Raw genomic sequence first — 12,558 nt, 5'->3', positions numbered from 1 at the left:
CGTCAGCGTTGCGCGTGCCGGGCGCGCCAGTACGGGTTGTCGTGAGGAAGGCCGCCGGACACCCGCCCGTACATGCCGAACGTCATCAGCAGAAGGCCGACGACAAAGCTGAACAGGACGTTCTGCATGTGGAAGGCCAGGAAGTTGAAACGGGTACCGATCAGGGCGAGGTTGACGAAGCCGCTGACGATGAAGGCCACGCCGATCACCATGTTCATCATCGATGCGACGTTCCCGCCGATGGCGGCGCCCACGAGCAGCAGTCCCCCGATCACGATCGACAGGACACTGAGCGCTCCGTTGGTGTTGAGGCCGGCCACCATGTCGCCGCCGGTGTTGAAGAAGCCGATCTTGTCGATCAGGCCCAGTATGCCGAAGGCCACCAGGACCAGACCCATGAGTCCGGCGCCGAAACGGTAGACACGGCTGAGTTTGTGGTCGACGGGCAGATGCTCGTCCAGCACGAAGTGGCGTCGGGGCGCGCGCACTGCATGGCTCGTAGCCATCTCGTTCCTCCTCCGCTCCGGAGGCATCCCACCCGATCGGCCGTTCAGGAAAAACGAAGGGCCAACATGCCCCATTTGCTGCTCTTTATGGTAAGCGAAACCACGTACTGAAGAGAGACTGAAGAGAGGGGACGCCCAGGCACCGGCTGCGGGATCATCGCTCCATGGCCGATGACCACCACACACATGTCCAGCAGTTCTTCGGCGTGCGGGCTGCCGGCTGGGACGCACGCTTCCCCGACGACGCGCCCGCCTTCGCCACTGCTGTCGCCGCACTGGGGCTGCGCCCCGGTGACGCCGTCCTCGACGCGGGCTGCGGTACCGGAAGGGCCCTGCCCGCACTGCGCGAGGCCGTGGGGCCGGCCGGTCTCGTCATCGGGGCCGACCTGACCCCCGAGATGCTGGCGTCCGCCGCACGTGCGGGACGGCAGCGCGAGGCACAGCTCCTGCTCGCAGACGTCGCACAACTTCCGCTGCTCACACAGGCGCTGGATGCCGTGTTCGCCGCCGGGCTGATCGCCCATCTGCCGCGGCCGGAGGCAAATCTGCGCGAGTTGGCGCGAGTTGTCCGGCCTGGAGGCCTATTGGCGCTCTTCCACCCGATCGGCAGGGCCGCCCTCGCGGCCCGGCAGGGGCGGCAGCTCGGCGCGAACGACCTGCGCGCGGAGTCGATGCTGCGTCCGCTGCTCGCCTCCGCGGGCTGGCAGTTGACCTCGTACAGCGACGAACCCGGCCGGTTCCTCGCGGTGGCTGTGCACCAGGGCTGAACGCATCTGCCGGGCGGAGCCGGTTCGTCCGCTCCTCTCGACGGCGGGGTTACCCACTGGTTAAGGTGCGCCGACGACTGATCGACCAGGAGGCCGCCGTGACCGGGAAGGGCGCTGCCGACGAGGACGCACTGTATGTGCTGACCGCGGTACTGCTGACACCAGCGCAGTTTCCGGGTGTGCTCGGCGACGACTTCCCGGCGGCGTGCGGGTCACTCGGTCTCGATCCGCATCCGGGCGGATACGGGCTGGTACTGGGGCAGGACGGACTCGGTGCACGCTGGACCGTGGTGATCGACGACGTGCCGCTGGTCGCGGTGGCCATCGCGTCCTGGGACTGCGGTATGGAGTACGGCCTCTCGCCGGACGACCGGTCCATCGTCGTTTCCCTACCCGGCTGGCCCCTCGACGTCGCGGTCGCCGCGCCGGATGTGCCCCCACCGCACGACCCCGCAGGACTGGCGGAGGGCAGCCGCCCGCCGCTCGCCCCGCCCGGCGCCGACACCTGGGGGCCCGCCCAACGACGGCTCGGGGCCGACGAGATCGCCCTGCGGTGGGCGGACTGGCGGGCGCAGATCGGCGACGGGATCTCGTTCGTCGCCGCGGAGGGTTCCGGGGGCAGTCCGTCGGGCCCGGCCCGGCGGGTCATCGAGGAGTTGCACGGCTATGTGGACTCCCCGCCGCCGCTGGGACGTATCCGGTCGGCCTTCGCACCGGGCGGGGCGCGCACGCTGCGGGCCGACGGCCCCGGCTGGTCCCTGGTCGCCAGGACCGACGACATCGCCTTCGTTCTCCTCGACGACCGCCCCGGCGACGTGGTGCCGGTCGGGCGCGGGCCCGAGCTGCCCGGTCTGCTCGCGGCGCTGGACGAAATGGCGGCACGGCCCGCCTGACGGGGACCGTGCCGCTTCGACAGCCACGCGACCAGAAACTGTCTGTCCGGGCCGCACTCCGCCCTTCCGCGTCGGCTGCGCTTCCGGCATTCACCGACGCGGCCGACGCGGCCGGGCGAGCCGACCGGTCAGCGGCCTATCTCCTTGCGGGTGATCCTGCGCAGCCGCCTGCGCTGGCTCGGGTCGAGCAGCAGATACGCCGCCACAGGCACCCCGACCAGGACCAGCAGTGCAGGCAGGAATCCGATCAGTGGGATCAGAATGACGCCGAGGACCACACCACCGACAGCGATCATTGCGGGTTTGGACATCGCACGCCTCCTCAGCGGCCAATGCCGCTCTCTGTACATGAAACGCACAGGAGCTCCCAACAGTTCCGCTACGCGGAGCGCAACGGTGCGCCGACCTCGTACATGTGGGTCAGAGCCTGCCGGTACGAATCGGTCAGCGACGTCTGCGCGTACGGAATTCCCAGCGAGCGGCAGTGCTCGCTCACCAGCGACTGGGCGAGCCGGAGATGCGGTCGCGGCATGCTCGGGAAGAGATGGTGCTCGATCTGGTAGTTCAGCCCGCCGAGGAACCAGTCGGTGAGGACTCCCCCGCGTACGTTGCGCGAGGTCAGCACCTGACGCTGCAGGTGTCCCCAGCGGTCGCCGTCCGGGTCGGGCATCTCCATGCCCTTGTGGTTCGGTGCGAAGGTCATGCCGAGGTGCAGCCCGAACAGCGCGTGGTGCGCCAGGGCGAAGACGACCGCCTTGCCGGGTGACATCACCGTCAGTAGCAGCGCGGCGTACGCGGCGAGATGGGTGAGCAGCAGAAGTCCCTCGACGACCCGCTCGCGGGTGGGCTGGCGGCACTCGTCCTTCGAGAGCACGGTCTGGAATCCGTAGATCTTCAGAGCTATGCCTTCGAGCAGCAGCAGCGGGAAGAAGAGCTGTGCCTGGTTGCGGGTGAGCCAGCGGGAGAAGCCCTCGCGGTCCGCCGCCTGCTTCTGCGTCCACACCATGACACCGACACCGACGTCGGGATCCTTGTCCACGTGGTTGGGGTTGGCGTGATGGCGGTTGTGCTTGTCGTTCCACCAGCCGTAACTCATACCGAGCAGCAGATTGCTGTGGAAGAGCCCGACCGCCCGGCTCACCCGGCGGTCGCCGGAGATCTGCGCGTGTCCGGCGTCGTGCCCGAAGAAGGCGGTGCGCGACCAGAAGACCGCCAGCGGGAGCGCGAGCAGGAGCGTCCACCACGAGTCCCCGACGAGGACCATGCCGGCGACCGTCGCGGCGAGCGCCAGCAGATTGGTACTCATGCTGAGGACGTACCAGCCGGTACGGCGCGCCAGGAGTCCATGTGCCTTCACCGTCCTCAACAGGGGGGCGAAGTCACTGCCCGTCTTCTGCTCGGGCTCGGCGAGCATCGAGGCGGTCTCTGGCATGTCGGTCTCCGGTCTGTTGGCCCATGCGCTGACCTCATGAAACGTATGGTTTCGAGACTCCGGGGACCATGGCGTCACCACCCGGCACAGCAGGGGTGCCAGCCCCCCGTCGCAGGGGTGGGCTGCCTGCACCGTGAACCGGGGAGGGACGTGCCGCACGGTGGCGGCGTCACCGGCAGCACCTCTGGTGAGGTACCCTCGGCGATCCCGGCCCACAGTAGTCAAATTTGAGGAATGCGCTATCGCTGTGCACGGACTCCCCACGGCAACGCTCTCCGAGATCGCCCAACTGTCCCGCTGCTCCGCGGTCTTCCTGCCTGCGGACCCTGCCCGTACCGGACGGGTCGCCTTCTGGCACCCCGATAGCAACGAGCCGCCCACGAGCCCCGGCTCCATGGAGGAACTGCTCGTCGTCGGCGGCGACACACGCCCGTACTCCGTACGAACGATGGTGCTGACCGTACAGGAAGCCCTGCCCGTTCTCACCCGGGGTCGCGCTGCCGGACACTCCTCACCGGCTGTCGCCTTCTGGGGCTCGGCCGCCGTGCTCGCGCTCCAACTCGCCGCCCGTGGGCGGCTGCTGCCCGGACTGAGCGCCACCGGCCACGACGCATGGCGGGCCGGCCCCCTCGACGCCGATGACCTGCGGCGCGTCCGGGAACTCGCCGCCGCCATGCCGCCGACCGCCCACGCGGTGCCGCTGGACCCCGAGGAGGAGCCCGTACGCCTGCCCGCGCCCGAGGAGTTGGTACGCGCCTTCCTCGATGCCGTGGCCGACGCACTGCCACGCACACCCGCCGCTCCCTTCGCCGCGGGCGGCGCCGCCTTCGCCACCGCCGCACCGCAGTACCTGCCCGAACAGCAGGCCTGGGCGGCCGATGTCGCGGCAGGCCAGGACGCGGGCGTACGCATCTCCCTGCGGGTGGAGGTGTCGGGCCTCACCGCGTCAGGTGGCGAGGGGGCTGTGGGGCCCGCCTTCCGGGCGGTGTTGCAGATGCACAGCGTCAGCGACCCGTCCCTGATGGCCGATGCCGCGGACGTCTGGTCGGGTACCGCGACCGGATTCGCCCCACGGGCCCGGATGGACGCCCTGCTCGCACTGCGCCGGGCCGCGCGCGCCTGGACGCCCCTCGCCCCTCTGCTGTCGGCCGCCGTGCCCGACACGGTCGAACTCGCCGACGAGGAAGTCACCGAGCTGCTCGGTGAGGCCGCTCGGGCGCTCGCCGCCGGAGGCGTGCAGGTGCACTGGCCCAGGGAGCTGTCGCGCAAGCTCACCGCGCGCGCCGTCATCGGCCCGGCCGACAGTCCGCCGGGCGAGGACTCCGCCGCGCCCGACGCCGCACAGCGCTCCACGTCGGACCTGCCCCCTCTGCTGTCGGCCGACGCGCTGCTCGCCTTCAACTGGCGGTTCGCGCTGGGCGGTCAGCAGCTGAGCCGTGCCGAGCTGGACCTCGTCGCCGAGGCGAGCAGGCCCGTGGTGCGGCTGCGCGACCAGTGGGTGCTGATCGACCCCGAAGAGGCCCGGCGCGCTCGCGGTACCCAGGACCGCAAGGTCACTGCGATCGACGCGCTGGGGGCCGCGCTGACCGGTACGGCCGAAGTCGACGGCGCGCGGGTGGAGGTCACCGCGACGGGCTGGCTGGCCCGGTTGCGCGACCGGCTCGCCGACCCCGAGGGCCGGGAGGACACCGGACAGCTGACGATCCCTCAGCCCGCCGCGCTGGCCGCGGTCCTGCGCGACTACCAGGTGCGCGGGCTGAACTGGCTGCACCGGATGACGTCGCTCGGCCTCGGTGCCTGCCTCGCCGACGACATGGGCCTCGGCAAGACCGTCACCTTGATCGCACTGCATCTGCACCGCCAGAGCGACGAGGCTTCCGCGGGCCCCACCCTGGTGGTCTGCCCTGCCTCCCTGATGGGCAACTGGCAGCGCGAGATCGAGAAGTTCGCGCCGGGTACCGCCGTACGCCGCTTCCACGGTTCCGCACGGAGCCTGGAGGCCCTTGAGGACGGCGAGTTCGTCCTCACCACGTACGGCACCATGCGGCTGGACACCGCGAAGCTGGCCGACGTGGGGTGGGGGCTCGTCGTCGCCGACGAAGCGCAGCACGTCAAGAACCCGTACTCCGCCACGGCCCGGCAGCTGCGGACCATCGGCGCTCGTGCACGCGTGGCGCTCACCGGCACTCCGGTGGAGAACAACCTCTCCGAGCTGTGGGCGATCCTGGACTGGACCACCCCGGGACTGCTGGGCAAGCTGGGCAGTTTCCGTACCCGGTACGCCCAGGCCGTCGAAGGCGGCAAGGACCCCGGGGCGGCCGAGCGGCTGTCCCGGCTGGTCGCCCCCTTCCTGCTACGGCGGCGCAAGTCCGATCCGGGCATCGCGCCCGAGCTGCCGCCGAAGACCGAGACCGATCTGGCGGTCTCGCTCACCAGGGAACAGACCGGCCTGTACGAGGCGGTGGTACGGGAGACCCTCGCGGAGATCTCGGGCACCGACGGCTTCGCCCGCCGCGGCCTCGTGGTGAAACTGCTGACGGCGCTGAAGCAGATCTGCAACCATCCCGCGCAGTACCTCAAGGAGAACGAGCCCCGGATCGAGGGGCGTTCGGGCAAGCTGGAGCTGCTGGACGAGCTGCTCGACACGATCCTCGCCGAAGGCGCGGGCGTGCTGGTCTTCACGCAGTACGTGCAGATGGCGCGGCTGATCGAGCAGCATCTGGCGGCTCGTGGGGTGCCCACCCTGTTCCTGCACGGAGGCACGCCGATCCCGCGCCGTCAGGAGATGGTGGACCGCTTCCAGGACGGTGAAGTGCCGGTGTTCCTGCTGTCGTTGAAGGCTGCGGGTACCGGGCTCAACCTCACCCGTGCGGGGCATGTGGTGCACTTCGACCGCTGGTGGAACCCGGCCGTCGAAGCGCAGGCCACCGACCGGGCGTACCGGATCGGGCAGACCCAGCCGGTCCAGGTGCACCGGCTGATCGCCGAGGGCACCGTCGAGGACCGGATCGCCGCCATGCTCCATCGCAAACGCGAACTGGCGGATGCGGTGCTCGGCTCGGGCGAGGCCGCACTGACCGAACTGACCGACGCCGAGCTGGCGGACCTGGTCGAGCTGCGAGGGAGCCGACGATGAGTACGGACACACCCGGGCGCACCTTCGCCGCCCTGGCGCCCGCAGGTGGCCGGGGGTTCGCGCAGACCTGGTGGGGCCACGCCTGGCTGAAGGCCCTTGAGGAGACGGCGCTCGACGGCGCGCAGCTGAAGAAGGGCCGCAGATACGCGCGCGAGGGCGCGGTCGGAGCGGTGTCCGTACGGCCCGGCCGGATCACCGCTGTCGTACGGGGCTCCGACTCCACTCCGTACCGCAGTGATGTGCTGTTGCAACAGCTGACGGAGCAGGAGTGGGACCGCTTCCTGGACATGGCGGTCGACAGCGCGGGCCACATCGCGGCGCTGCTGGACCGGGAGATGCCGCCCCATCTGGTGGAGGACGCGGCGGCGGCCGGGGTGGAACTTCTGCCCGGCATCGGCGATCTGGAGCCGGAGTGTTCCTGTGAGGCCTGGGACCACTGCTCGCACACGGCGGCGCTCTGCTATCAGCTGGCACGGCTTCTGGACCAGGATCCGTTCGTACTGCTGCTGATGCGCGGCAAGGACGAGCGCGAGCTGCTCGACGAGTTGCAGGTGCGGAGCGTCGCCCGTGCGGCGCAGCCGGCGGACGGCGGGGCGCACGAGGAGCCGCGCGCGCCCGAGGGCGTGCGGGCCGACGAGGCGTTCGCCGCCTGGGACACGCTGCCTCCGCTGCCCTCTCCGCCGCCGGTGCCCGACGAGCCCGGACAGCCACCGTCCCTCGACACGGAGTCGGGCCCGGCCCCGGGGATCGACCCCGACGCCCTGGAGTTCCTGGCGGCGGACGCAGCCGCACGCGCGGCGGCCCTGCTGGCCGACGCCCTGGCACCGGAGCACGAACACCAGCCCGTCGAGGGCGAGTTGACTTCGCGGCAGGACGCTGTACGGATGGCTGCCGGCACGTCGGACATACGGATCACAGCCCGCCTCGCCACGGGCTCGGGGCGGGAGCGCGCCGAACTGGCTCTCGCCGTTCGGGCCTGGCGCTGCGGCGGTTCGACAGCGCTGTCGGTGCTGGAGGAGCGGTGGGCCCCCGGACCCACAGAGCTGACGCGGGCCCTCGCCCAGCTCGACCACGCCTGGGAGGGGGGTTCGCGCCCGAGGCTCCGGGCCGACGGCAACCGCTGGACGGTGGTGGGGACCGATGCGCAGCTCCGCTACGGGCAGGACGGCCGCTGGTGGCCGTACCGCAAGGAGCGCGGACGATGGACGCCCGCGGGACCGGCCGATCACGACCCGGCGGCGGCGCTGGCCGCGGTGGCCGACGCGTAGGGGTGGGACCGCGAAGGCCGGACAGGTGCGGCTCCGGTCCCCGGTGAACACGCCGGGGGCAGAGCGGCGGACGCCGGGGCGCGGGGGGCTGGTCCGCACGCGCCTCGAACACAGTTCCGCGCACCCACCCGCGCGGGCGATTGATCACACATCTGACCTGCGGCAACGTTATCCAAGCCGGTTCGGGGGGATCGACTCGAGGACAACGACAAAGAGCAACGTGCCCCACCACTGCTGACCATCCTCGATCTCCGTACAGGAGATGACGGCGGCGTCTCCCGTTCCTCCCGGGAGGCGCCGCCGTTCTGTTCGACGGCTCGGGGGCGTCGGCGTCGACGGGCTCCCACGACTGTTTCGTCACGGCTGTGAACAAATTAGTATCCAGAGGCATCACGATGCCCCCCGTAGCAGCGCCCGCGCGAACGGCCCTCAGAGCGGAGAACGACCGATGGCAGCACCCGAAGGCCCCCTTGTCGTCGGCGTGGACTCCTCCACCCAGTCCACCAAGGTGCTGGTCGTCGACTCCGGGACCGGGCAGGTCGTCGCGAGCGGGCAGGCGCCGCACTCCGTCTCGGGGTCCGGCGGCGCGCGGGAGAGTGATCCCGAGCAGTGGTGGCAGGCGCTCATGTCCGCGCTCCAGCAGTGCGGACCCGCTGTCGGCCGGGCCGCCGCCGTCGCGATCGGCGGGCAGCAGCACGGACTCGTCACACTCGACGGACAAGGCCGTCCGGTCCGCCCCGCGCTGCTGTGGAACGACGTCCGCTCCGCGCCGCAGAGCGAGCGCCTCATCGAAGAGCTCGGCGGCCCGGACACCTGGGCCGAGCGGACCGGGGGGCTGCCGGGACCGGCCACGACCGTCACCAAGTGGGCCTGGCTGCTGGAGAACGAGCCGGAGGCGGCCCGCGCCGCCGCAGCGGTCCGCCTGCCGCACGACTACCTCACCGAACGGCTCACCGGGCACGGGACGACCGATCGCGGCGACGCGTCGGGCACCGGCTGGTGGGCCACGGCGACGGAGGCGTACGACGAGGAGATCCTCTCGCTGGCCCGCCTCTCCCCCGCCCTGCTGCCGACCGTCGTACGCCCCACGGAACCCGCGGGCAGCGTACGCCGGCTGACCGGCCTCCCGCTCGCTCCGGGCACCCTGGTGGCCCCCGGGACCGGTGACAACGCAGCCGCGGCGCTCGGGCTGGGGCTGCGCCCCGGACAGCCGGTACTCAGCCTCGGCACCTCGGGCACGGTGTACGCGGTCTCCCGGCGACGGCCCGTCGACCCCTCGGGCACGGTGTCCGGCTTCGCCGACGCGCGCGGCGACTGGCTGCCGCTCGCCTGCACACTCAACTGCACCCTGGCCGTCGACCGGATCGCCGCACTGCTCCAGCTGGACCGGGAAGCGGTCGAGGCGGGCGGCAGCCCGGTGGTGCTGCCCTTCCTGGACGGCGAGCGCACGCCTCATCTGCCGCGTGCGGCAGGCCTGTTGTACGGGCTGCGCCACGACACCACGGGCGGTCAGCTGCTCCAGGCGGCCTACGACGGCGCGGTCTTCGCCCTACTGGCCGCGCTGGACCAGGTACTCGACGCGGACGCCGACCCTGCCGCAGCGCTGCTGCTGATAGGCGGCGGCGCGCAGGGCACGGCGTGGCGGGAGACCGTACGGCGGCTGTCGGGCCGGTCCGTCCGGGTGCCCGACGCGAAGGAGCTGGTCGCGCTGGGCGCGGCGGCGCAGGCCGCCGGTCTGCTGCTCGGCGAGGATCCGGCCGAGGTCGCACGCCGGTGGGACACCGCGCGCGGGCCCGTGTTCGCCCCGCTCGCGGTGGACGAGGCAGCTCTGCACCGGATCGGGTCCACCCTCTCGGAGGCCGGCCCACTGCTACGCCAGGAATCACTCAACTCACCCTCCTGACAAGGGAGATGGAGGATTCATTGCAACCTGGGGATCCGCCTCGTCACACGCCCTGGCCTCTTCCACCCCGCCTGGTTCTGCCCGTACGGTATGGCCCGCGGGACTCGTGCCGGCCGACGGACACAGGGAGTCGAAGAATGCCGGGGGAACCGAACCCAGGGCTACGGCGCGATGCCGTCGGGCTGCGTGAGGTCCTCTTCCAGAGCATCACGGCGATGGCCCCCGCCGCGGCCATCGCCGCCTCCATCCCGTCGGGTGCCGCTTTCGCGGGCGGGAGTCTGCCGCTGTCCGTACTGGTCGCGCTGGTCGCCTGTCTGTTCACGGCCTCCTGCGTCGCCGAGCTGGCACGGGAGTTACCCGCGGCGGGCTCGGTGGCGACCTACTCCGCGCGGGGACTGCACCCGGCGGTCGGGTTCCTGGTCGGATGGGGATACGTCTCCGTCGAGGCGCTGGTACCAGCCCTCCTGCTGCTCCAGCTCGGCTTCACCACGGCCGGCACCCTGCACCAGGAGTGGGCGTCCTTCCCGACGGACCTGTGGTGGCCGTGGTCACTGGCAGGGGCCGCGATCATCGCGCTGGCGGGCTTCTTCGGCGTACGGGCGTCCGCCCGCCTCGGCACGGTCCTCGGCATTTTCGAGGTGCTCGTCTTCCTCGTCTTCGCCGTGCTGTTGATCGCGAAGGCCGGTGACGCCAACACCCTCTCGGTCTTCGGCAGTTCGCACACGGCGAGCGGATACACCGGGATCAGCGGCGTCTTCGCCGGTTCGGTCTACACGGTGCTGGCCTTCTCCGGATTCGAGGCGGCGGCGCCCCTCGCCGAGGAGGCCAGGGACCCGCGACGGACCATGCGGCGGGCGGTGCTCGGAGCGGCGCTGGCGATCGGTCTGGTCTACGTCCTGACGACGTACGCCATGTCGGTGTACTTCGGCCCGGACCGTTTCGCCGGGTTCGGCGTGTCCGGGGCGGCCTCCTGGGAGGGGGTGGCCCGCGCGTCGTTCGGACTGTTCTGGGTGGTGCTCTTCCTCGCCGTGGTCAACTCGACCATCGCCAACGCCAACGCGTGCTCCAACGTCTCGACCCGGACCGCCTTCGCGCTCGGCCGCATCGGGGTGTTCCCGCGCCCCTTCGCCCGCGTCCATCCGCGACACCGGTCCCCGGTGGTCGGTGTCGCCGTGCAGTTCGTCGTCGCGGTGGCCGCGGTGCTGGGGCTCGGCCTCGCCTACGACCCGGTGACGGCGTTCGCCCTGCTCGCCACGGTCATCGTGACGGTGGTCATCGGGGTGTACATCGTGGTGAACCTGGCCTGCGCCGGGTACTTCCTGCGGCGCAGACGCGAGGCGTTCCGTCCGGTGCTGCATCTGCTCTTCCCGCTGCTGGGCATCGCCGCTTTCGTCCCGGCACTGCTGACGGCCGCCGGGATACCCGCCTTCGACTTCGTCTCGGAGCTGAAACCGCCCGTCTCGTACGCGGGTCCGGTCGTCGGTGGCTGGATGCTGATCGGCGTCGTGGTCCTCGCCGTACTGGCACGCAGGCATCCGGAACGGCTGGCGGAGACCGGACGGGTCCACCTGGACGAACCGCAGGACCCCGAGGAGATCACAGGAGAGGCAAACCGATGACCGATCCGCGCATCCTGAAGGTACGGCCCCAGGAGGGCGACTACGCCTGGACGTTCGGCGGGGCGGCCCCGGTGGCGCGCATCGCGCCCGGCACCGTCCTCGACCTGTTCACCGAGGACTGCTTCGCGGGACGGGTCCGCTCCACGAAGGACCTGGTGTCCGAGGTCTGCGAGTTCCCCTTCCTCAATCCGCAGACCGGCCCCTTCCACGTCGAGGGGGCGGAGCCCGGTGACACCGTGGCCGTGCACTTCGTGTCCGTCGAACCGGCCCGTGACTGGGCGGCGTCGACGACCGTCCCGCTCTTCGGGGCGCTGACCTCCACGCATACGACGGCCACCTTGCAGCCGCCGCTGCCCGAGGTCGTATGGATGTGGGAGCTCGACAGGGAGCGGCGTACCTGCCTCTTCCGGGCGCGGGACAGCGACATCGAGATCGCCCTGCCGATGGACCCGATGCACGGCACGGTCGGCGTGGCGCCCGCGAATCTGGAGGTACGGTCCGCGCTGGTGCCCGACGCGCACGGAGGGAACATGGACACCCCGGAGATGCGCGCGGGCGTCACGTGTTACCTCGGGGTGAATGTCGAGGGAGCGCTGCTCAGTCTCGGCGACGGTCATGCCCGTCAGGGGGAGGGCGAGACCTGCGGGGTAGCTGTGGAGTGCGCCATGAACACGGTCGTGGTGGTGGAACTGCTCAAGGGTGTGGCAACCCCCTGGCCCCGGCTGGAGTCCGACACCCATCTCCTCTCGACCGGCTCCGCGCGGCCCCTCGAAGACGCCTTCCGCATCTCGCAGTTGGACCTGGTGCAGTGGCTGTCCCGTGATTACGGACTGTCCGAACTGGACGCGTACCAACTGATCTCGCAGGCGGGCGAGGCCCCGCTCGCCAATGTCTGCGACACCAACTACACCTGCGTGGCCAAGATCCGCAAGGAGTGGCTGCCCGCGGGCGAACCCCACCGCGGCCTGCACCGGCACCTGAGGGAGGTCGCCGCCGTACTGCCCCGTCCGTGACCTGCGCGGACGTCGCAAACC

10 protein-coding genes are annotated in these 12,558 nt (G+C 71.1%); 7 read left to right on the top strand and 3 right to left on the bottom strand.

The genetic code is table 11. The annotated features are described in order from the left end of the window. Window positions 1–2 precede the first annotated feature (2 nt). Window positions 3–533: a DUF4383 domain-containing protein gene (locus OG709_RS33730; RefSeq protein WP_374211278.1), complete on the bottom strand. Its 531-nt coding sequence runs from the start codon at window positions 531–533 to the stop codon at window positions 3–5. A 137-nt stretch (window positions 534–670) separates the two neighbouring features. Here OG709_RS33730 and OG709_RS33725 point away from each other — a divergent pair, with 137 nt between their 5' ends. Both OG709_RS33725 and OG709_RS33720 read left to right on the top strand, forming a co-directional pair. Next, on the top strand, window positions 671–1,273 hold the full coding sequence (locus OG709_RS33725; RefSeq protein ID WP_266645443.1) for a class I SAM-dependent methyltransferase: 603 nt from the start codon (window positions 671–673) through the stop codon (window positions 1,271–1,273). Between the two features lie 65 nt (window positions 1,274–1,338). Then, the gene (locus tag OG709_RS33720) at window positions 1,339–2,166 is read left to right on the top strand and encodes a hypothetical protein (RefSeq protein ID WP_329168863.1); all 828 of its coding nucleotides are present in this window, start codon (window positions 1,339–1,341) and stop codon (window positions 2,164–2,166) included. A 128-nt stretch (window positions 2,167–2,294) separates the two neighbouring features. Here the strand turns inward: OG709_RS33720 and OG709_RS33715 are convergent, their stop codons facing one another. Further along, window positions 2,295–2,477 (bottom strand): hypothetical protein, encoded by a 183-nt coding sequence (locus OG709_RS33715; RefSeq protein ID WP_250301565.1) that lies wholly within the window; start codon window positions 2,475–2,477, stop codon window positions 2,295–2,297. 68 nt (window positions 2,478–2,545) lie between these two features. Further along, window positions 2,546–3,598, bottom strand: a complete 1,053-nt coding sequence (locus OG709_RS33710) for a fatty acid desaturase family protein (RefSeq protein WP_250301566.1) — start codon at window positions 3,596–3,598, stop codon at window positions 2,546–2,548. 247 nt (window positions 3,599–3,845) lie between these two features. Between OG709_RS33710 and OG709_RS33705 the strand changes: the two genes are divergently transcribed. The 5 genes from OG709_RS33705 (at window position 3,846) to OG709_RS33685 (ending at window position 12,537) form a co-directional block, all read left to right on the top strand. Further along, window positions 3,846–6,734: a DEAD/DEAH box helicase gene (locus OG709_RS33705; protein WP_329168861.1), complete on the top strand. Its 2,889-nt coding sequence runs from the start codon at window positions 3,846–3,848 to the stop codon at window positions 6,732–6,734. Further along, a complete protein-coding gene (locus OG709_RS33700; RefSeq protein ID WP_329168859.1) occupies window positions 6,731–8,002 on the top strand; it encodes an SWIM zinc finger family protein in 1,272 nt (423 codons plus the stop codon). The genes OG709_RS33705 and OG709_RS33700 overlap by 4 nt, the downstream gene beginning before the upstream one ends. Before the next feature lie 448 nt (window positions 8,003–8,450). Then, on the top strand, window positions 8,451–9,905 hold the full coding sequence (gene xylB / locus OG709_RS33695) for a xylulokinase (RefSeq protein ID WP_329168858.1): 1,455 nt from the start codon (window positions 8,451–8,453) through the stop codon (window positions 9,903–9,905). A 137-nt stretch (window positions 9,906–10,042) separates the two neighbouring features. Then, on the top strand, window positions 10,043–11,524 hold the full coding sequence (locus OG709_RS33690; protein ID WP_329168857.1) for an APC family permease: 1,482 nt from the start codon (window positions 10,043–10,045) through the stop codon (window positions 11,522–11,524). Beyond that, window positions 11,521–12,537, top strand: a complete 1,017-nt coding sequence (locus OG709_RS33685; protein WP_250301571.1) for an acetamidase/formamidase family protein — start codon at window positions 11,521–11,523, stop codon at window positions 12,535–12,537. The genes OG709_RS33690 and OG709_RS33685 overlap by 4 nt, the downstream gene beginning before the upstream one ends. The last annotated feature ends 21 nt before the right edge of the window (window positions 12,538–12,558 follow it).

Source organism: Streptomyces sp. NBC_01267, from assembly GCF_036241575.1.
In the GTDB taxonomy this organism is placed as follows: Bacteria; Actinomycetota; Actinomycetes; order Streptomycetales; family Streptomycetaceae; genus Streptomyces.
The sequence above is the reverse complement of the archived record's forward strand: the minus strand, read 5'-3'. Positions and strand labels throughout refer to the sequence as shown.